The sequence below is a fragment of the Salinispora cortesiana genome, from assembly GCF_000484695.1.
Lineage (GTDB): Bacteria > Actinomycetota > Actinomycetes > Mycobacteriales > Micromonosporaceae > Micromonospora > Micromonospora cortesiana.
The window spans coordinates 98,968-119,331 of record NZ_AXVR01000005.1 but is presented as its reverse complement, the minus strand read 5'-3'; the positions used below and the strand labels follow the sequence as shown (position 1 = coordinate 119,331).

The window sequence follows — 20,364 nt, the reverse complement described above, 5'->3', positions numbered from 1 at the left end:
CCGGCCGGTCTCACGAGCCGGACCTCGCCTTCATTCTCGTGGCGTCCATCCCGGCCAGCGGGTCGCCGGCCACCTCCGCGTTGTGCGCGTGCGCGAGGTGGTGCAGACCGAAGGCGGCGTCCATCGCCGAGCGCATTCCCATCAGGTCCTCCGCCTGGTTGACGGCCCGTTTGGTCAGGGCCAGTCCAAAGCGGGGCATCTCGGCGATGCGCTGCGCGAGACCGAGGGTGTGGGAGTGTAGCTCCGCGCGGGGGACGACCCGGTTGACCATGCCGACCTGGTACGCGCGCCGAGCATCGAACCGGTCCCCGGTGAAGAGGATCTCCTTGGCGAAGCGGGGGCCCAACGTCCACGGATGGGCGAAGTACTCCACGCCGGGGATACCCATCCGGACCACGGGGTCGGCGAAGTACGCGTCCTCGGCCGCGATGATCAGGTCGCAGACCCAGGCGAGCATGAGCCCGCCGGCCAGGCAGGCCCCCTGCACCATCGCGATGGTCGGTTTCGGAAGCTCCCGCCAGCGCCGGCACATGCCAAGGTAGACCTCCATCTCCCGGGCGTACCGTTGATCGGCGCCGGACCGGCCGACATGGTCCCACCAGAGCACTGCCCGGCGCTCGAAGCTCTTCTCGACGTCTCGGCCGGGTGAGCCGATGTCGTGACCCGCGGAGAAGTGCTCACCGGCACCGGCGAGCACGATGACCGCGACCGAGTCGTCATTCACGGCCTCGGTGAAAGCGGAGTCGAGGGCGTAGGTCATCGCCGAGTTCTGGGCGTTCCGGTAGCGGGGCCGGTTCATCGTGATCACCGCGGTTGCACCCCGGCGTTCGAGTCGTACCAACTCGTCCTCTGTCACTGTGTTGCCTCCTGCCGAAGCACCTGCTCGAGTGGCTTGTCGGTCCGGTTGTGTGGCGTGGCTTCCTGCTCGGTGTTCCATCGACACCTCCTCGCGCAAGCAAGTGCTTGGTAGGGTGAGCCTACGCGCGCTTCGGGAGGTGACACCAGTGCACGACGACGAGTTCCGGCGGGCGGTGCGCGCCTGGCTGGCGGAGAATGTCAGCGCCGAGCTGCGGGGGGCGGGTGGACCAGGCCGGGAGCACGAGGCATACCGCGAACGACTGGCTTTCAACCGCCGGCTGGCCGCCGCCGGCTGGACCTGTCTCGGCTGGCCGGTCGAGCACGGCGGTCAGGGCGCGACGCTTGCCCAACAGGTCGCCTTCCACGAGGAGTACGCCCGTGCCGGCGCTCCGGGGCGGGTCGGCTACCTGGGTGAGGAGCTGCTCGGCCCGACGTTGATCGCCTACGGCACGCCGGAGCAGCGCCGCCGCTTCCTGCCCGGGATTCGGGCTGTCGAGCAGCTCTGGTGCCAGGGGTACTCCGAGCCGGGAGCGGGGTCTGATCTCGCCGCCGTGGCGACCCGAGCCCGACTCGTCGGTGACGAGTGGGTGATCGATGGGCAGAAGGTGTGGACCTCGCTGGCACATGTGGCGCACTGGTGCTTCCTCCTGGCCCGGACCGAGCCCGCCGGGGACGGGCCGCGCCAGGCGGGGCTCTCCTATCTGCTCGTGCCGATGCAGCAACCGGGCATTACGGTGCGGCCCATCCGCCAGCTGACCGGTACCTCGGAGTTCAACGAGGTCTTCTTCGACGGCGCGCGCACCTCGCGGGACATGGTTGTCGGCGAGGTCGGCCAGGGGTGGCGGGTGGCGATGGGCACTCTCGCGTTCGAGCGAGGCGCGGCGACGCTCGGCCAGCAGGTCGGGTTCCAGCGGGAGCTGGACCGGCTGGTGGCGCTCGCCCGGCAGACCGGCGTCGCCGGTGAGCCACAGCTGCGCGACCGGCTTGTCCGCGCCGCTGTCGGGCTCTGGGCGCTGCGCGCGCACACCCTACGGACGATGGCCGAGGCTGACCAGCCGGGCCCGGGGCAGGGTGCGTCCGCGGTGAAGCTGCTCTGGTCGCGGTGGCATCAGCAGCTCGGCGAGTTGGCGATGCAGGTGCGCGGCGCGGCCGGAACGGTTGCCCAGGATGCCTCCTACGAACTGGACGACTGGCAGCGCCTCTTCCTGTTCGGTCGCGCGGACACGATCTACGGCGGGTCGGACGAGATCCAGCGGGGCATCATCGCCGAGCGGGTTCTCGGCCTGCCGCGGCAGGCCCGCGGATGAGGCCCCCGAATCTGACGCCGCCGCTCCGCCCGGCCGGTCGGGAGCTGCTCGCGGAGAAGGTGGTGGTGGTAACCGCGGCGGCGGGATCCGGCATCGGGGCGGCCGTGGTGGAGCGCTGTCTGGACGAGGGCGCGCTGGTCGTGATCAGCGACCGGCATCTGCGGCGGCTTGCCGAGAGCTACGAACGGCTCTCGGCTGACTACCCGGGCCGGGTTCGGTCGTTGCCGTGCGACGTGACCGACGAGCAGGAAGTCGAGGCGCTGGTCAACGCCGCCGTGGCTGACTTTGGACGGCTGGACGTAATGATCAACAACGCTGGGCTCGGCGGCACCGCGTCGGTCATGGAGATGGCCGACGACGAGTGGTCGCGGGTGCTGGACGTGACTCTGACCGGCACCTTTCGCTGTACGCGGGCAGCGGTTCGGCAGATGCTGGCGCAGGGCCAGGGTGGCGTGGTGGTCAACAATGCTTCGGTGCTGGGCTGGCGGGCCCAGGCCGGTCAGGCGCACTATGCGGCTGCCAAGGCGGGGGTGATGGCGTTCACTCGGTGCGCGGCGCTGGACGCGGCACCCTACGGCATCCGCGTCAACGCCGTGGCGCCCAGCCTCGCCATGCACCCCAACCTGTCGAAGGTGACCAGTGCGGACCTGCTCGCCGAGCTCACCGGCCAGGAGGCCTTCGGCCGGGCGGCGCAGCCCTGGGAGGTCGCGGCCGTCATGGCCTTCCTCGCCAGCGACTACGCCTCCTATCTCACCGGTGAGGTGGTGTCGGTCAGTAGTCAGCACCCCTGAGTGCCGTGGCGGCCAATGGTGGGCCGTCACGGCACCAGCGGTCAGAGGCGCTCGATGATGGTCGCGGTGGACATGGCGCCACCGGCACACATCGTGATCAATGCGGTGCGGGTGCCGGTCCGTTCCAACTCGTGTAGGGCGGTGGTGAGCAGCCGGGCCCCGGTGCTGCCCACCGGATGCCCGAGGGCGATCGCGCCACCGTTGACGTTCACCTTCTCCGGGTCGGCTCGGTGCACCGAAAGCCAGGACAGCACGACGGCGGCGAACGCCTCGTTGACCTCGAACCGATCGATATCCTCGATCTTCATGCCGGCGCGGGACAGCACGCGTTCGGTCGCCTGCACGGGGCCGTCCAGGTGGTAGTAGGGCTCGGCACCGACCAGACACTGGGCGACGATCCTGGCCCGTGGGCGGAGACCGAGCGCGCGAGCCCGATCAGCCTCCATCAGTAGTACCGACGCGGCGCCGTCGGAGATCTGTGACGAGGTGCCGGCGGTGTGTAGCCCGCCCTCGACCACCGGCCGCAGTCGGTTCAGCGCCACCAGGGTGGTGTCCCGCAGGCCCTGGTCCTGCTCCACCGTGCGGGTTTCTCCAGTCGGCTGCCCCTCGGTGTCGAGGACCGGCGCGGTCACGGGTACGACCTCGCGGTCGTAGTGCCGCTGCGTCCAGGCCCGAGCCGCCTTGGCCTGCGAGCGCACGCCGAACTCGTCCACCGCCGCGCGGGACAGTCCGCGCCGGACGGCGATCCGTTCGGCGGCGACGTACTGGTTGGGTAGGTCGATCTCCCACGAGGCCGGCCGGGGTGTGCCGGCGTCAACGCCGAGATTCGCGCGTAGCGGTACCCGGCTCATCGCCTCGACACCGCAGGCGACGCCGACCTCGATGGCGTCGGCGGCGATCAGACCGGCGACCAGATGGGCGGCGTGCTGGGATGACCCACACTGGGCGTCGATGGTGAGGCAGCCCGTCCGGTACGGCAGGCCGGCGTGTAGCCAGGCGGTGCGGGTGATGTTGTTGGACTGCTCACCGCCCTGGGTGACGCACCCGCCGATGACCTGCTCGACCGTCTCCGGGTCAAGGTCCGCATGGGCGACGAGGGCGCGTTGTGCCGCGCCGAGTAGCTCGGCGGCGTGCAGCCCCGCCAGCCAGCCACCGCGTTTGCCGATCGGTGTGCGAACCGCGTCAACGATCACCGGAATGCCCATCGCACCGTCCCTTCGGATTGCGAACGTGCTCCGCGCCGGAGCTCACGCTGCGTTGTCGAAACAACATTTGATCTGTTTGAATATTAGAACAGGTTACAGTAGGAGGTTCGATGACTGAGCCGCGTATTCCAGTGGGATTTGACTTCACCGACCCCGCCGTCCTGGAGCGCCGTGTGCCGCGGGAGGAGTTCGCCGAGCTGCGCCGGACGGCCCCGGTCTGGTGGAACGTCCAACCGAGGGGCTCGGCCGGCTTCGACGACGACGGCTACTGGGTGGTCACCCGGTACGCCGACGTCATGGCGGTCTCTCGGGACAGCGATACCTACTCGACCCGGGAGAACACCGCGATCGCCCGGTTCCAGCCGGGCACCACCAAGGCGGACCTCGAGATGCAGCGGGTCATCATGCTCAACGTCGACCCGCCGGAGCACACCAAGCTACGGGCCATCGTGTCCCGTGGCTTCACCCCCAGGGCGATCAACGCGTTGCGCGGGTCCCTGGCGGAGCGGGCCGAGCGCATCGTGCGGGACGCGACCGTGCATGGCACGGGTGACTTCGTCACCGATGTCGCCTGCGAACTGCCGTTGCAGGCGATCGCGGAGCTGATCGGGGTGCCACAGCAGCACCGTCGGAAGGTCTTCGACTGGTCGAACCAGTTGATCGGCTACGACGATCCAGCGTACGGCGTGGATCCATTGGCCGCCGCCGCCGAGCTGCTCGCATACGCGATGGAGATGGCCGACGAGCGACAGCGCAACCCGAGCGACGATCTGGTGACCAAGCTGGTCAACGCGCAGATCGACGGGGAGCACCTGACCACTGACGAGTTCGGCTTCTTCGTGATGCTCCTGGCGGTTGCGGGCAACGAGACGACCCGGAACGCGATCACCCACGGCATGTTGGCCTTCCTCGACCACCCAGATCAGTGGGAACTGTTCAAGGCTGAGCGCCCCAGGAGCGCGGTCGAGGAGATCATCCGCTGGGCGACCCCGGTGAATGTCTTCCAACGCACCGCGTTGGTCGACACCACCCTGGGCGGACAGGCGATCTCCGCCGGCCAACGGGTAGCGCTCTTCTACGGGTCGGCCAACTTCGACGAGTCGGTCTTCGAGCAGCCGGAACGGTTCGACATCACCCGTAGCCCCAATCCGCACCTGGGGTTTGGCGGTAGTGGTGCGCACTTCTGTCTGGGTGCGAACCTCGCCCGCCTGGAGATCGAACTGATCTTCAATTCGATCGCCGACCATATGCCGGACATCCGCAAGGTGGCCGAACCGCAGCGGCTGCGGTCGGGCTGGATCAACGGGATCCGAGAGATGCCGGTGCGGTACCGCTGACCGGGAGCCCGGCCTGCGGCCGGGCCCCCGTGCGGGTCAGGAGTGCGCGGCGAGGAACCGGTCCATGCAGCGTTCGGCGTTCGCGGTGATGGTCAGGGAAGGGTTGGCCAGGCAGGCCGTACCCGGCAGGATCGACCCGTCGATGCAGAAGAGGTTGGGGTAGTCGACGCAGCGACCACCGAAGTCGGTGGCCTTGCCCATGACCATGCCGCCCAACGGGTGCCAGGTGTTCGCCGCGCCGAGCCCGGTGCCGACGCCCCGGGCGTAGGTCGGCAGACCGTGCAGTAGATATCCCTTGCGACCCTCGGTCTCCCACCACAACCGGGTAACCAGGTCGACCGCCGCCTTCTCGGAGGTGGTCTCCAGCGCCCCGTACGGCCAGTGCACCTTGCCGGTCCCGGTCTCCGGGTCGTAGCGAATCTCGCCTCGTTCCGGAGCCATACTGGTTACCAGGTGCGCCGTGGTGCGCGGCATCCAACGGGGGACCGGTGCCGCCTCCCACGCCATCGAGGTGGGCGCGTACGGGTTGTCCTCGTCGATGTACTTGACGTTGCCCGGACCGCCCTGGGCGTAGCCGACGTCCTTTCGTAGGTTGATCCGGGTTACCAGGAAGTCGCCGTTGTTGCCCCAGCCCTTGCCCACCTCCTGGTTGACCAGGCGGGGGAGCCAGCCCTTGGCCCGGGAGGTGAGTAGCAGCGAGGTGGTGTAGACGGAGCCGGCCGCCATGAACAGGTAGTCACAGACGAAGGTCCTGGTGGAGAGGACCGTGCCGTGCTCGTCGATCTGCCGGCACCGGATCTCGAACTTGTCCTGGCCGGACACCTCATGGATTTCGGTGACCTCGTGCAGGGCCAGTGTGGTCACGTTGCCGGTCGCAGTGGCCCAGGCGAGGTAGTTGCGGTCCACGCTGTTCTTCGCCCCGGAGTTGCTGCCGTACGGGCCCTCACCGATCGTGTGGCATGGCACGACGTCACCGGAGAGTTCGGCGCGGATCACGTCCCAGTCCACGGCGAACGGAATGGGGAGGGGGGTCTGCTTGAACTCCGACAGGTAGTTGAGCCAGGCCCGGGCTCCCCGGTAGGGGCCGGTGCTCTGCACATCCTCGGGGATCGGCGTGGCACCGAGGCGTTGCCGGGCCCGTGGCCAGTAGACATCGTTCATCTCATCGAATCCGACCTCGGTCGGATAGACCTGCTCCCACTCGTTGCGCCGCGGCTGCGGTAGGAACATCCCGATGGCGAGGGAGCCGCCGCCAACTCCAGTTCCGCTCAGTACCGAGATTCCATCTCCGTCGTGCCGGGCGATCAACCCGGCACGTTTCTCGATCCTCGAGCCGAGGTTGATGCCCAGTGGCGGGCGGTCCAGGAACCAGCCACACCGCCAGTCCGCATCATTGATGCTGCAGAACGTGGTGCCGGAGCCGTCCACATCCCAGCGGCGGCCTCGCTCCAGCACGGTGGTGGCCACTCCGGCCTGGCCGAGTCGGTAGGCGGCGACCGCCCCGCCGAAGCCACTGCCAATGACCACGGCGGTTTTTCCAGCCAACGCGGGTACCGGACCACCCGCCTGGGCCGCCTGTTGACCCAAGGCGGCCCCGGCGACGGCGGCGCCGGCGCCGAGCGTGGTGGCCCGTAGTAGGCCACGTCGGGAAAGGCTCGTACCTGTCATGCTCGGCCCCTTCAATCGCTGGTCGTGATCGGGCTCCGATGCCCACTGGTGGCGCCGGCCGCGTTGACCGCCCTCGGCTCGGGTCTCCCGCCCGGTGGATTGGCTCGTGTGTCGATCGAGACTGGCCATCAGGCGGGGACAGAGTTGCCGGTGGCTGGCGGCCTACCGTTCGCGCAGAGGTCGTCGCCGTGGGCCGATATCCGGTCGCGGCGGTCGCCGCCAATCAGGTCGGAGGGGAGTGGCTCTCGGATCTGCGTCGAAGGCCCCGCGGGCCAACTCCCACTTTAAATTCATAAAGGTCAATCTATGGTGTGTTCTCCGCGCCGTCAACGCCTCGGGGTCAGACCCACGAGGCGGTTGGTTGGGGCCGCCCGCGGCGCCGGCGGGTTCAGGCGGTGGGGGGTGACTCATCGGCCGAGCCATCGTGGTCGCCCAGGTCGGTCGAGGTGAGGGCGGCCCCGATCGCCCGAAGTTGGGCGGTGGCACCGCCCAACCGGAACTCGTGGTGCTTCGCGGCGAGAAAGTAGCGGTGCAAGTGGTGGTCAAGGTCGATTCCTACGCCACCGTGGAGGTGGACGGCGGTGTGCGCCACCCGGTGCCCGGCGTCGGCGGCCCAGAACTTGGCCGTCGCCACCTCGGTTGGGCAGGGTAGCCCTTCGGCGAGCCGCCACGCCGCCTGCCAGAGCGTGAGCCGGATCGCCTCGACATCGACGTAGGCGTCAGCGAGTCGCTGCGCCACCGCCTGGAAGGTGCCGATCGGGCGACCGAACTGGATCCGGGTGCGGACGTACTCCGCGGTCAACTCCAGCGCCCGCTCGGTCACCCCAAGTTGGGTGGCGCAGGATCCGATGGTGGCCCGGGTGGTGAGCCAGGCGGTGATAGCCCTGCCGTCCGCGACGGTGCTGAGCAGTCGGTCGTCGGGAAGGGGCACCTGGTCCAGGTCCAGCCAGCCGGCCCCCTCGCCCCCCGCCACCTGCTGCGGCTCCACGCTCACCCCGGGGTCGTCGGAGCGGACCAGGAAGACCGCGATCGTGCCGTCAACCTCGGCCGGGACCAGCACCAGATCCGCCTCCGGTGCGGCCGGCACGGTCGTCTTCGCGCCGGTCAGCACCCAACGACCGGCGCCGCGCTCGGCCCGAACCGTACCCTCCGCGAGGGCGGCGGTCAGGACCATGGCCCCCTCCCGGGCTGGAGTGACCCAACGCGTGAGCTGTCGCTCGTCGCCGAAGGTGGCCAGGCCGGCCGCCGCGGTGACGATGCTGGACAGGTAGGGCACGGGGGCGACGCTCCGACCCAGCTCGACCAGGACGCCACACTGCGCCAGGAGGCCGAGCCCGTCACCTCCCGCCCGGCGGGGCAGCGCAGCGGCGAGCACTCCCGCGGTGGCAAGCTCCTGCCAGAGTGGCCGGTCCAGGCAGATCTCCTTCGCCTCGATGTCCCGGAGTCGGTCGGCGGTGATCCGGTCGGTAAGGATCTGCCGGGTTAGCAGGGTGAGGTCGCGGTGACTCTCGTCCGGGGTGAATCTCATGGCTGCTCCTGCCGTTGACGGCGCCGGCGGGCCGCCGGCAGACCCAGGCCGACGGTGGCGATGATGTCCCGCTGCACCTCGTTCGTGCCGCCGCCGAAGGTGAGGATCAGGGCGGAGCGGTGCAGCCGCTCCACCCGCCCACGCAGCAGGGCGCCGCGGGACCCCTGCCGCACCGAGGCGTTCGTGCCGAGCACCTCCATGAGCAGCCGGTACGCCTCGATGGCGAACTCGGTGCCGTAGACCTTGGTGGCCGAGGCGGCGGCCGGGTCGAGGCCGGTGGCGGACTCGGTGGCGAGTCGCCAGTTGTAGACCTTGAGGAACTCGGCCTTGGCGTGCACTCGGGCCAGGTGTAGCTGGACCCACTCCTGGTCGATGACCCGCTGCCCGCTTGGCAGGGTGGTGGCGAGGGCCCAGTCCCGTACCTCGCGTAGCGCGTGTCGAATCGGGGCTGCCGAGGTGAGCGCGACCCGTTCGTGGTTGAGCTGGTTCGTGATCAGCGGCCAGCCCTGATTCTCCGCGCCGACCAGTGCGGAGTGGGGTACCCGGACATCCGTGTAGTAGGTCGCGCTGGTGGTCGGTCCCGCGACGGTACGCACCGGAGTCCACGAGAAGCCGCTCGCGTCGGTCGGCACGATGAGGATGGAGAGGCCCTCGTGCTGGGGCGCCTCTGGTGCGGTGCGGCAGGCCAGCCAGACGTAGTCCGCGTACTGGATGAGACTGGTCCACATCTTCTGGCCGTTGATGACGTAGGTGTCACCGTCGCGGACCGCGGTGGTGCGCAGTGCGGCCAGGTCGGTGCCCGCCTCCGGCTCGGAGTAGCCGATCGAGAAGTGCAGCTCGCCGGCGGCGATCCGGGGCAGGTATTCGGCCCGTTGCCGTTCGGTCCCGAAGCGCATGAGCGTCGGCCCGATCGTGTTGATGGTCAGGAACGGAACTGGTACTCCCGCGACCGCCGCCTCGTCGGTGAAGATGAGTTGATCCAGCATGGACCGGTCGCTGCCGCCGTACTCCCGGGGCCAGCCGAGGGTCAGCCAGCCATCCTGGCCCAGACGCCGCACAACGTCCCGATAGACCGTGCCGTCGCCGTATTCGCCGCCGGTCATCGCGAGCGCCTCGCGGACCTCCGGGCTCATCAGCTCAGCGAAGTACGCCCGCAGTTGAGAACGGAGTTGTTGCTGATCGACCGAGTAGGTGAGGTACATGGCGCTGCCCCGTTCGGCTAAATTTAGAACGTGTTCTAGCATACTGGAGGAGGCGACAATGAGCGAGGCGTACCTTGTCGACGCGGTGCGCAGCCCAGTGGGGCGGCGCGGTGGTGGGCTGGCCGGGATGCACCCGGCAGACCTCGGCGGTGAGGTCATCGCGGCCCTACTGGACCGAGTGGGGGTGGATCCGGCCGCGGTTGATGACGTCGTCTTCGGCTGCGTGGACACCCTCGGGCCCCAGTCCGGTGACATAGCCCGGACGGCTTGGCTGGCGGCTGGCCTGCCGGAGGAGGTGCCCGGGGTGACCGTCGACCGACAGTGTGGTTCGTCCCAACAGGCGGTGCACTTCGCCGCCCAGGCCGTCCTGGCCGGCACGGCGGACCTGGTGGTCGCCGGTGGGGTCCAGAGCATGAGTCAGGTGCCGATCGCGAGTGCGATGGCCCCGCACGGCCCGTACGCCGGTTCCGTCGGGTGGGCGGCTCGCTATGGCGAGGAAGAGATCTCCCAGTTTCGCAGCGCTGATCTTATCGCCGCCCGGTGGGGAATCACCCGTCCCGAGATGGAACAGTACGCGTTGCTCAGCCACGAGCGGGCGGTCCGGGCCCGGGAGGCAGGACGGTTCGCCGCCGAGATTGTGCCCTGTGCTGGCTGCACGGCCGACGAGTGCCCGCGACCGGATACCTCCCTGGCGGCGATGGCCGCCCTTGCCCCACTCCGTCCCGACGGGACGACCACCGCGGCTCTCGCCAGCCAACTCGCTGACGCGGCCAGCGTCGTGCTGGTCGCCTCCGAGCGGGGACTGCGGGTGCACGGGCTGTCGCCCCGGGCCCGCGTCCACCATCTCAGCGCCCGGGGCGACGATCCGGTGCTGATGCTGACCGCGCCGATTCGGGCCACCGAGGTCGCCTTGCGGCGGGCCGGGATGACGCTCGACCAGATCGACCTGATCGAGATCAACGAGGCGTTCGCCAGCGTGGTGCTCGCCTGGCTGCGCGAAACCGGTGCGGAACTGGATCGGGTCAATGTCAATGGTGGGGCGATCGCCCTTGGGCACCCGCTCGGTGCGACCGGCGCGCGGCTGATGACCACTCTGCTGCACGAGCTGGACCGCTCCGGCGGTCGGTATGGGTTGCAGACGATGTGCGAGGGGGGTGGCCAGGCGAACGTCACCGTCATTGAGCGGTTGTAAGCCGGGAGAGGCAGCCGTCTGCCTCGGCCATGATCCGGTCGATGAGCTCCGCGCACGAGGGCAGGTCGTTGATGAGTCCCACCACCTGCCCGGCAGACATCACTCCGAGGTCGGCTCGGCCGTCTACCATCGCCGCCCGGAGGAGGACCGGGGTGTTGGCGGCCATCAGCGTCTGGGACCAGGAGAGTTCGCGGCTGCGTCGGGTGGAGAGGCCGTCCCGAATCAACGTCAGCCAGGGCACTGCGGTGTGTCGGCGCAGCGCGCGGGCCCGCCCGAGTGCGCTGGCCAGGGTGCTGATCCGGCTCGATCGTTCGAGCCGGTCAACGAACCGGGTCCGGAGGACCCGGTGCGGCACGCCGTCGACCTGCGTGGTGACCACCGTGTCGGTGGGGCCGCTGTCGAGATAGGTCTGCTTCACCGCTGACTCGACCGGGCTGTCACTGGTCAACAGGAATCGGGTGCCCATGGCGATTCCCGCCGCGCCATAGGCGAGGGCCGAGACCAGGCCACGGCCGTCGAAGAAGCCGCCCGCCGCGACCACCGGAATGTCGACCGCGTCCACCACCTGGGGGAGGAGCAGGCTGGTGGGGACCGCCCCCGTGTGCCCACCACCCTCGCCCCCCTGGACCAGGACGGCATCCGCCCCCCAGCCGGCCACCTTCTCCGCGTGCCGGAGGGCGCCGACGGACGGGATGGTGATGACCCCGGCGTCGCGGAGCTGGCGGATGAGGTCGCGGCGCGGCGCGAGCGCGAACGAGACGACCCGGACCGACTCCGCGATGACCAACTCGACCCGCTCCCGCACGTCCGTCGCGTCTGCGCGCAGGTTGACCCCGAACGGCGCGGAGGTACACCGACGCACCTGGTGGATCGCGGAGCGCAACTCGTCGAGACTCATCGTGGCCGAGGCGATGATGCCGAGGCCGCCGGCCTGGGCCGTCGCCGCGGTCAACCGAGCACCGGAGACATAGCCCATGCCGGTCTGCACGATGGGGTACCGGACCCCGACCAGCTCGGTCAGCCTCGTGCGCAGTGCTGGGTGCATGGTTGTCTCCCTGCTGTCGGCACCGGATGGGCACGGCCTCCGGGGGAGCGGCGGGATTCACCGACCCAGCTCGTGATCTCGCAGCCCGGCCGGGTCCAGTCGGTCGCGGATGAGCCGCAGCTCAGAATCGCCGGGGGTTCTGGTCTCCGGCAGTTGATCCGGCAGATGTAACGGGAAGCCGGTCGCAGCCACGACCTCGTCAACGCTGACGCCAGGGTGTACCGAGCGCAACCGCATCCCGCGATCCGGTGCCTGGAAGTCGAGGACCGCCTTGTCCGTCACCACCATCCGGACTTCGTGGAACCGGTTGCCCGGGGGACCGAGGGCGGCGGCCCGGTCGTAGCCGATGCCGCAGACCAGGTCGACCCGGTCCACAAAGACGCGCCGACTGTGGCGGGGCACCCAGTAGCTGGTGGGATGGTTGATGGTGTTCCCCGGGGCGCCACGTACCCCGAGCAACTGGACGGTGGGCTGTGCCCAGGAGCCGATGCGGGAGATGTTCTGGTTGCCGTACCGGTCCAGCTGGCTGGCACCCATCATCACGTGACGACGACCAGCGGCGACAATGCCGAACACCGCGCGGTAGGGCAGCCACCCCTCGGCCCCGTCCTCGCCGACCAACTCAGCCTCGCCGTCGCTGAGCACCAGGTCGGGAGCGAAGGTACGGCGGGCCAACTGGGCGCCCAGGCGGGGGATCAGTCCCATGCCGCTGGCCAGGATCTCGCCGTCGCCCCGCCACGCCTCGGCGCAGGCGACGATGCAGACCTCGGCGCGGCTGGCCCCGGTCACGACACGGCTCGCTGATAGTGGGCCTCATCTACATCGAGGTATCGAGCCCGGAATCGACTCCAGGCCTGCGGGCTGGCAGCGGACGCCGCGTACTCGCGCTGGAACGCCTCGTCGCGGTCGTAGTCCGGCACGCAGCTGGTGAAGTGCGCGCCGTGTGGGGTTTCGATGACGCCGTTGACCATCATTCGGCTGATCAGGAGGCTCTGCGTTGGGCCGCCGGAGCGCAGCTCGGCCGGGTCGACCAACCGCTCGCAGGAGATGAAGCTCCGGGCAGCGGCGAGGCAGAAGAGGTCGTCGAAGTACGGGTCCGGACCCAGGTACTGTCCATTGCCCTGGCGGTCGGCCCGGTTCAGGTGCACGAAGGCCACGTCCAGGGTGAGGGCCGGCATCGCCACCAGCTCTTCCCCGTCGGAGTAGGGGGACCGCACCGTATGGAGTTCGGGGTTCACTCGCAGCACGTCGGAGCCCAGCCCGGCGCGGATCGGCAGGTAGGGAAGTCGCCGTGCGGCGGCGAGCAGCCCCCAGTGCAGCATTCCCTCGTCCAGCTCGGTCAGCTGGACGGCACCCAGCTGCCGGGCTTGTCGAAAGTGAGGTTCGAGGGCGATGCTGTCGAGGGAGACGAACCCGGTCACCACTCGTCGCACCCGCCCCGCCGCCACCAACAGGCCGACGTCGGGTCCGCCGTAGGAGACGACGGTGAGATCCGTGAGGGCGGACCGGGCGATGGCCCGGACCAGGGCCATCGGCTTCCGTCGTGACCCCCAACCTCCGATGCCGATCGTCATGCCGGAGCGCAACTCGCCGACTACCTCCGCGATGCTGATCACCTTGTCGGCCATGGGGGTCAGGCCACCCTCCCTCGTCGGTCGGTCAGTGCTTGCCTCGGTCAAGAAAGCGCTGTCTGGCCCGGTCGGACACGCCCGCGAGGTTCAGCTCGTAGGTGAAGCCCTGCTCGTAGCGGTAGGACCGCCGGAGGTCAATGGGGTCGATCCCGTTGAGTGACTCCTTTGCCCGGCGAATGATGACTGGGTCCTTGGCCGCGATCTCCTCGGCCACGCGGCGAGCTGTGGCCGCCAGTCGTTCCCGTGGCACCACATCGAGCACCGATCCGAAGTCCCGCAGCTCCGCTGCGGTGACTCGCCGGCAGGTGTAGACCATCGCCCGCATGAGTTGCTGCGGCACCAGCCGGGACAGGTGCGTTGCAGCGCCCAACGCGCCCCGGTCCACCTCGGGTAGGCCGAAGGTGGCATCGTCGGCGGCCACGACGATGTCGGCGGTGCCGACGAGACCGACACCGCCGCCGAGGCAGAAGCCGTGGACGGCTGCCACGACCGGCACCGGACACTCGTAGACGGCGGCGAAAGCGGCAAAGCAGCCCCGGTTGACGCCGATCAGCGCCGCGTGGTCGGTGCTGTGCTGGAGCTCTTTGAGGTCCACGCCGGCGCAGAATCCTCGCCCCTCGGCGGTGAGGATCACGGCCGCCGTAGCGGGGCTGGCGGCAGCGGTGTGGATGGCATCGGCCAGTGCAAACCAGTCGTCGCTCGCCAGGGCGTTGACCGGGGGGATGGCGATGACCACCTCGGTGATCCGTCCGTCGCCGCGAATGTCGATGCCCATCGTTGATGCCTCCAGATCCACCGGATGCTCCGCAACGGAACCCACCGGAGGCTTCGCAACGAACCCACCGGATGCTCCGCAACGGATAGCGACACGCAGGGGCGCAAACCTAGCGCTTGCTTGGCAAAACCTATCACGAAGTCCAGGTGTGTATCGATGCCTCCCTGGAGCCTGGCAGTGCCCACGGGTTCGGCGTATCCTGCCGAGAAATAGAACAGGTTATACCTGGGTCGGCCGTGGAGGTGGGCATGGTTCTCTCGATCAAGTCACGACGGGATGCGGTGGGACTGACCCGGGGGGAGCTGCTCCTCGCGGGTGACTGGCGGCCGTCGCGGGATGACCGGACGTGGGTGCACCTACATCCGGCGACGGGCGAGGAGGTGGGGGAGTTCGCGGTTGCGGACGCCGCCGACGTGGACACCGCCGTCCGAGCCGCCCGAACCGCATTCGACGAGGGGCCCTGGCCCCACAGCCGGGCGAAGGAACGCATTCGGGTGCTGCGGCGGACCGCTGACCTCATCCGTGAACACGCCGACGAACTGCTTGCGCTCCAGGCGCTCGACAACAGTGTTCCGTTGAGCTTTGGTGACGCCTATGCGGTGTCGGCCGAGTGCGCGGCCGACATTTTCGATCATCACGCTGGCTGGGTCGACAAGCTCGGTGGGGAGACGCTGTCGCCCTACCAGGGGGGTGACCACATGGTGTTCACCCTGCGCGAGCCGGTCGGGGTGGTGGCGGCGGTCATCCCGTGGAATGCGCCCCTCCTGCTGGCGGCGCAGAAGCTCGCGCCAGCGTTGGCCACCGGGTGCACCGTGGTGTTGAAGCCGTCGGAGTACGCCACCTTCGCGGTGTTGCGACTGGTGCGGATTCTCGAGGAGGCCGGCGTTCCGCCGGGCGTGCTCAACGTCGTGACCGGGCCGGGGGAGACGACCGGCGAGGCGCTGGTCACCCACCCGCTGGTAGACAAGGTCACCTTCACCGGCAGCCGGGCCGTGGGCCGGCGCATCCTGCGCGCCGCGGCGGACGGAATCACCCGGGTGAGTCTGGAGCTCGGGGGAAAGAGCCCATCGATCGTCTTCGCCGATGCCGACATCTACGCCGCGGCGGCGCTGACCATGGGAACCGTCACGGTGGGACTGTCGGGCCAGGTCTGCGTGGCCCATACCCGAGCGCTGGTCCAGCGGGAGGTCTACGACGACTTCCTGGCAATCGCCGCCGGTGCGACCGCCCTGGTGAACTACGGAGATCCCTTCGACGCCGAGACCACCGCCTCTCCGCTGATCAACGGGCGGCAGTTGAACCGCGTGCTCGGCTATGTCGGGAAGGGGCAGGCGGAGGGAGCCCGCCTGGTCTGCGGCGGTGAACGGGTTGGTGGAGAGCTGGCTGCCGGCAACTTCGTGACGCCGGCGCTCTTCGCCGACGTGGCCAGCGACATGACCATCGCCCGGGAGGAGATCTTCGGCCCGGTGCTTGGGGTGACGCCGTTCACCGACGAGCAGGAGGCGGTACGCCTGGCCAACGACACCGAGTACGGACTCGCCGCCACGGTGTGGACCAGCGATGTGAAGCGGGCCATGCGCCTGACCCGAGCCGTGCGGGCGGGAACCGTCGGCGTCAATGGCTATCAGGTGGAGCCCCACGCAGCCTTTGGCGGATTCGGCCAGTCCGGTCTCGGGCGGGAGGGCGGGCGTGGCTCGGCGGAGTCATTCACCGAGGTGAAGACCGTTCTACTGCCCACCACGGATGAGCTCATGTAGGTGGCGGGCCGTCGCGGCGGCGACCGACGGTCGCCGCCGCGGTGCCGTCCCCGCCCGGGGTTGCTACCGGCTTTCGCCGAACGTGGTCGCAGCCAGCGGCAGGGTGGCCTCGCAGGCGTATCCCGCTCCGGCGTTCTGCTCGCCGAAGAGGGGTCCCAGGGCGTCGTGTAGGGCGGTCGGTGACCAGGACTCGCCGTTGGTGTGGAAGCTTGCGCGCACGGTGGGTGGGGCCAGCACCGCGGCCACGCCACCGTGGATCACGAAGACCTCGCCGTTGATCGGATCTCCGGCCGGACTGGCGAGGTACCGCACGAGCGGTGCGACGTGTGTTGGGGACAACGGATCGGTCGCCTCCTCGGGGGAGGGTCCCATGAGCTCGCTGGTCATTGCCGTGCGCGCGCGTGGGCAGATGGCATTGGCTCGGACGCCGTACCGGGCGCAGCTACGCGCGGTCGCGACGGTGAGCGCCACAACACCGGCCTTCGCGGCGGCGTAGTTTGGCTGGCCGGGCGAGCCGAGCAGAAACGCCTCCGAGGAGGTGTTGATGATTCGGCCGTACACCGGGGTGCCGAGGGCCTTGCTGCGGTTGCGCCAGTAGGCGGTGGCGAAGCGGGTGGTGACGAAGTGACCGCGCAGGTGCACCCGCAGCACGAGGTCCCATTCCTGCGCCGACATCGTGAAGACCATCCGATCGCGGAGGACGCCGGCGTTGTTGACCAGGATGTCCAGTCGGCCGTATGTATCGAGGGCCGCGTCCAGGAGGGACTCGCCGGTCGACCAGTCGCCGATATCGCCCGGGCACACCGTCGCCTCGCCCCCCGCCGCCGCGATCTCGGCTGCCACCGCCGTTACGGCGTCGCCGGGAAGGTCGTTGAGGACGAGCCGGGCCCCACTCGCGGCCAGCTCGAGGGCTTCCGCGCGCCCCAATCCGTTGCCGGCCCCGGTCACGATCGCGACCGTGCCGTCCAGTGTGAACTGCTGATCTGTCATTGGTGCTCCCTCGTCCGCGGGCAGTCGGTGGCTCCGCCGGGCACATCGGTGACCAATCGCTTGCTTGGTAGGGTATCAGCTTCTCGTCGGCTTCGCCCGCGGAGCGCGATCCGCCCGTGACCCCCCGGGCGACCCGCTGTCCGGGGCGAGAATGCCGTCGAAGATCAGACGAATGACCGCGTCGGCGATCTGATCGGCATCCCAGCTGTTGCTGCCGTTCTGTCCCCACCGCGTCGGTATCCACAACACGTCCCGCAGCAATCGGTAGGTCAGCTTGGTGTCCAGATCGGAGCGGAAGAGTCCGCTTTGCTTCCCCCGCTCCAACTGGTCTACCCAGAGGTGCTCGATCTCCCGGGTGGCGTCGCGCAGATAGTCGAAGCGGGGTACGGCGCGGAAGTGGTTCCAGTCGTTCTGCAGCATGGTCAGGGCGGCGCGGTGCCGGGCCAGCGTCGCCGCGCTCGAGCGGACGAACTGCTCGATCGTGCTGCGCGGGTCGTCCGTGTCGGCGACCGCCTCGCGGTATCCGGTGAGCACCTCGTTGAGGAAGCCGGAGAGGAGCTCGTCCCCGATCGACTCCTTGGAGTCGAAGTGGTGGTAGAGGCTGCCGGACAGGATGCCGGCCGCGTCGGCGATCTCCCGCACGGTGGTGGCTCGGAAGCCCTTCTCGGCGAACAGCTCTCCGGCGAGGCGTACGAGGTGGGTGCGACGCTCCGACGGCAGGCCCGCGCTGCTGGCTTTCTTTGTGGTCACGGTCGAATTATGCCGGTCGCCCTGGCTGTGCCCCAGCCGCTTGCCCGGGCCCTTGTCGGCCCCTAGGCTAGAACAGGTTTCACTTTCGGAGGTGATCTCGTGCGGGCGGCGATTTTTCACACGGTGGGTGACGACAAGGTCGAGATTCGCGATGACGTGACGGTGCTCGGGCCGGGTGCGGGGGAGGTCCGGATCCGGGTTCGGGTGGCCGGGGTGTGTCACTCTGACCGCTCGACGCGCGAGGGGGTGCTGCCGCACCCGATGCCCGTGGTGCTGGGGCACGAGGCATCCGGCGATGTCGTCGCGGTCGGCGATGGGGTGGATGACCTGGTCGAGGGGGACCGCGTCGTGGTCAACTGGCTACCCGCGTGCGGGTCCTGCCCCTCCTGCGCCCGGGGGGAGCCCTACCTCTGCTTGACCAACGTGCTGGCTGGCTACGCCCAGCCGCGCTTCCTGGTCGGCGAGACTCCAGTCTTCGCGATGGCCGGGTGTGGCGCCTTCGCCGAAGAGATCGTGATTCCCCAGGCCGGCGCCGTGAAGGTGGCCCCCGATGTGCCGTACGAGGTGGCCGCGCTGGTTGGCTGTGGCGTGATGACCGGCGTCGGTGCCGTGATCAACACGGCGCGGGTAGAGCCGGGTGCCGCCGTCGCGGTGATCGGCTGCGGCGGTGTGGGTATCGCCGCGATCCAGGGCGCGCGGCTCGCCGGTGCCGCCGTCATCGTCGCGGTCGACACGGTCGAGGCCAAGCAGCAGACCGCGCTGCGCTTCGGAGCAACCCACAGCTGTGGCCCGGAGACGTTGGGTGAGCTGTCGGCTCAGCTCACCGACGGTGAGGGCTTCGACCACGTCTTCGACGTGGTGGCGGTGCCGCAGACGCTGCGTGCGGCGTGGACTGCGGCACGTCGGGGTGGGACGGTGGTGGTCGTGGGTGCCGGCCGCTCCGACCAACAGGTCACCTTCAGCCCCTTTGAGCTGTTGTTCGAGGGAAAGAGCATCACGTCCTCGCTCTACGGTGCGTCGCAGGCGCCGCGGGACTTTGACCGGATGTTCGACCTCTGGCGGGCCGGCCGACTCGACCTGAGTGAGATGATCACGCATCGGCTGCGGCTGGAGGAGGTCGGGGACGCCCTCGCCGCTCTCGGTCGCGGCGACGTGATCCGGCAGGTCATCTGTTCCGACGACGCCAGCTGACCCGGCGATGTAGATCACCTCGCCCGACTCCGGTGGCCCACCGTGCGGCGGCGCGGGGTAGCCGTCAGGTGGGCCACCGGAGTCGGGCGATTGGCGGGACGGGTGCTCAGCCCACCACCTCGGCGACCTGGCGTAGCTGCTGGGCGTTGCCCTGGACGAGCAGCGTGGTGACCACGGTCTCGCGCCATCGTTGCAGCTCATCGCGGACCTTGGCGACCGAGCCGATCAGGGCGATGTCCTCCACCAGCGCGGTTGGCACGGCGGCGGCGGCCCGCTTCTTGTCGCCCGCCAGGTACGCCTCGGTGATGACCTCGCACTCCTTTTCGTAGCCGAGGCGGGCGAAGACATCCCGGTGGAAGTTGACTGACTTGGCTCCCATGCCGCCCACGTAGAGCGCGACGAAGGGGCGGAGTCGGTCCGCCGCCCGCTCGATGTCGTCGTGGACGACGATCGGTACGGTCGCGGCGACCTCGAATGTGTCCAGATCACGGCGGGCGCCAGGTCGGGCGAAGCCCTCGGCCAGCGCGGCCCGGTAGAAGCTGTCCGCCTTGGGGGAGAAGAAGATCGGTAGCCAGCCATCGGCGATCTCGGCTGCCAAGGCGACGTTCTTCGGCCCCTCGGCGCCGAGGAAGATCGGGATGTCGGCGCGCAGCGGGTGGACGGTGGACTTCAGCGGCTTACCCAGGCCGGTGCCGCCGCGATGCGGTAGCTGGAAGAAGTCGCCGTCGTGCGTGACCGGTTCGGATCGGGCGAGGACGGCACGGATGATCTCGATGTACTCCCGGGTACGGGCCAGCGGTCGCGGATACGGCTGGCCGTACCACCCCTCCACGACCTGCGGGCCGGAGACGCCGAGCCCGAGGACGAACCGGCCGCCGGAGAGATGGTCGAGGGTGAGCGCGGCCATCGCCGCGGCGGTCGGAGTGCGGGCCGACATCTGCATGATGTTGGTGCCCAGGCGGACGTTGGAGGTGTTCGCTCCCCACCACGCGAGGGGGGTCAGGCAGTCCGATCCGTATGCCTCGGCGGCCCAGATGGAGTCGAAGCCGAGTCGGTCGGCCTCGGCGATGGCCGCCGTGACGCCCTCGGGCGGCCCGGAGGACCAGTAGCCGGTCGTGTAGCCAAGCTTCATTGGGG

18 protein-coding genes are annotated in these 20,364 nt (G+C 69.3%); 6 read left to right on the top strand and 12 right to left on the bottom strand.

Translation table 11 applies throughout. The annotated features are described in order from the left end of the window. Window positions 1–10 precede the first annotated feature (10 nt). Window positions 11–856 carry an enoyl-CoA hydratase gene (locus tag K228_RS0104545; protein WP_025617352.1) on the bottom strand — a complete coding sequence of 282 codons (846 nt, stop codon included), beginning with the start codon at window positions 854–856 and terminating at the stop codon, window positions 11–13. A 148-nt stretch (window positions 857–1,004) separates the two neighbouring features. Between K228_RS0104545 and K228_RS0104540 the strand changes: the two genes are divergently transcribed. Beyond that, window positions 1,005–2,165, top strand: coding sequence for an acyl-CoA dehydrogenase family protein (locus K228_RS0104540; RefSeq protein WP_025617351.1), 1,161 nt, complete (start codon window positions 1,005–1,007; stop codon window positions 2,163–2,165). Further along, on the top strand, window positions 2,162–2,956 hold the full coding sequence (locus K228_RS0104535; RefSeq protein ID WP_025617350.1) for an SDR family oxidoreductase: 795 nt from the start codon (window positions 2,162–2,164) through the stop codon (window positions 2,954–2,956). The genes K228_RS0104540 and K228_RS0104535 overlap by 4 nt, the downstream gene beginning before the upstream one ends. A 41-nt stretch (window positions 2,957–2,997) precedes the next feature. Here K228_RS0104535 and K228_RS0104530 read toward each other — a convergent pair whose 3' ends face one another. Continuing rightward, entirely contained in the window at window positions 2,998–4,161 is a 1,164-nt protein-coding gene (locus tag K228_RS0104530; protein ID WP_025617349.1) for a steroid 3-ketoacyl-CoA thiolase, read from the bottom strand. A 110-nt stretch (window positions 4,162–4,271) separates the two neighbouring features. Between K228_RS0104530 and K228_RS0104525 the strand changes: the two genes are divergently transcribed. Further along, the gene (locus K228_RS0104525; RefSeq protein ID WP_025617348.1) at window positions 4,272–5,498 is read left to right on the top strand and encodes a cytochrome P450; all 1,227 of its coding nucleotides are present in this window, start codon (window positions 4,272–4,274) and stop codon (window positions 5,496–5,498) included. Between the two features lie 36 nt (window positions 5,499–5,534). Here K228_RS0104525 and K228_RS0104520 read toward each other — a convergent pair whose 3' ends face one another. The 3 genes from K228_RS0104520 to K228_RS0104510 all read right to left on the bottom strand — a co-directional run bounded on the left by K228_RS0104520 (window position 5,535) and on the right by K228_RS0104510 (window position 9,896). Continuing rightward, window positions 5,535–7,166 carry a GMC oxidoreductase gene (locus tag K228_RS0104520; RefSeq protein ID WP_025617347.1) on the bottom strand — a complete coding sequence of 544 codons (1,632 nt, stop codon included), beginning with the start codon at window positions 7,164–7,166 and terminating at the stop codon, window positions 5,535–5,537. Between the two features lie 388 nt (window positions 7,167–7,554). Beyond that, a complete protein-coding gene (locus K228_RS0104515; protein ID WP_025617346.1) occupies window positions 7,555–8,694 on the bottom strand; it encodes an acyl-CoA dehydrogenase family protein in 1,140 nt (379 codons plus the stop codon). Further along, window positions 8,691–9,896, bottom strand: a complete 1,206-nt coding sequence (locus K228_RS0104510) for an acyl-CoA dehydrogenase family protein (protein ID WP_025617345.1) — start codon at window positions 9,894–9,896, stop codon at window positions 8,691–8,693. Before K228_RS0104510 ends, K228_RS0104515 begins: the two co-directional genes overlap by 4 nt. Before the next feature lie 58 nt (window positions 9,897–9,954). On the opposite strand from K228_RS0104510, the gene K228_RS0104505 reads away from it, so the two are divergent. Continuing rightward, window positions 9,955–11,088, top strand: coding sequence for an acetyl-CoA C-acetyltransferase (locus tag K228_RS0104505; RefSeq protein ID WP_025617344.1), 1,134 nt, complete (start codon window positions 9,955–9,957; stop codon window positions 11,086–11,088). Here the strand turns inward: K228_RS0104505 and K228_RS0104500 are convergent. The 4 genes from K228_RS0104500 to K228_RS0104485 are packed head-to-tail and all read right to left on the bottom strand — an operon-like array spanning window position 11,072 to window position 14,539. After that, window positions 11,072–12,133 carry an NAD(P)H-dependent flavin oxidoreductase gene (locus K228_RS0104500; protein ID WP_025617343.1) on the bottom strand — a complete coding sequence of 354 codons (1,062 nt, stop codon included), beginning with the start codon at window positions 12,131–12,133 and terminating at the stop codon, window positions 11,072–11,074. The genes K228_RS0104505 and K228_RS0104500 overlap by 17 nt on opposite strands. A gap of 57 nt (window positions 12,134–12,190) precedes the next feature. Further along, on the bottom strand, window positions 12,191–12,922 hold the full coding sequence (locus K228_RS0104495) for a CoA-transferase subunit beta (protein ID WP_025617342.1): 732 nt from the start codon (window positions 12,920–12,922) through the stop codon (window positions 12,191–12,193). Then, window positions 12,919–13,761: a CoA transferase subunit A gene (locus K228_RS0104490; protein WP_025617341.1), complete on the bottom strand. Its 843-nt coding sequence runs from the start codon at window positions 13,759–13,761 to the stop codon at window positions 12,919–12,921. Before K228_RS0104490 ends, K228_RS0104495 begins: the two co-directional genes overlap by 4 nt. A gap of 31 nt (window positions 13,762–13,792) precedes the next feature. Further along, window positions 13,793–14,539 carry an enoyl-CoA hydratase family protein gene (locus tag K228_RS0104485; protein ID WP_025617340.1) on the bottom strand — a complete coding sequence of 249 codons (747 nt, stop codon included), beginning with the start codon at window positions 14,537–14,539 and terminating at the stop codon, window positions 13,793–13,795. A gap of 248 nt (window positions 14,540–14,787) precedes the next feature. Between K228_RS0104485 and K228_RS0104480 the strand changes: the two genes are divergently transcribed. Then, window positions 14,788–16,296, top strand: coding sequence for an aldehyde dehydrogenase family protein (locus K228_RS0104480; protein WP_025617339.1), 1,509 nt, complete (start codon window positions 14,788–14,790; stop codon window positions 16,294–16,296). Between the two features lie 63 nt (window positions 16,297–16,359). Here K228_RS0104480 and K228_RS0104475 read toward each other — a convergent pair whose 3' ends face one another. Next, complete coding sequence (locus tag K228_RS0104475) at window positions 16,360–17,286, bottom strand: SDR family NAD(P)-dependent oxidoreductase (protein ID WP_025617338.1); 927 nt, start codon at window positions 17,284–17,286, stop codon at window positions 16,360–16,362. Between the two features lie 75 nt (window positions 17,287–17,361). Next, complete coding sequence (locus K228_RS0104470; RefSeq protein WP_025617337.1) at window positions 17,362–18,036, bottom strand: TetR/AcrR family transcriptional regulator; 675 nt, start codon at window positions 18,034–18,036, stop codon at window positions 17,362–17,364. Window positions 18,037–18,135: 99 nt separating this feature from the next. Here K228_RS0104470 and K228_RS0104465 point away from each other — a divergent pair, with 99 nt between their 5' ends. Then, window positions 18,136–19,227, top strand: coding sequence for a Zn-dependent alcohol dehydrogenase (locus tag K228_RS0104465; protein ID WP_025617336.1), 1,092 nt, complete (start codon window positions 18,136–18,138; stop codon window positions 19,225–19,227). A gap of 106 nt (window positions 19,228–19,333) precedes the next feature. Here K228_RS0104465 and K228_RS0104460 read toward each other — a convergent pair whose 3' ends face one another. Continuing rightward, entirely contained in the window at window positions 19,334–20,359 is a 1,026-nt protein-coding gene (locus K228_RS0104460) for an LLM class F420-dependent oxidoreductase (RefSeq protein ID WP_025617335.1), read from the bottom strand. Window positions 20,360–20,364 lie beyond the last annotated feature (5 nt).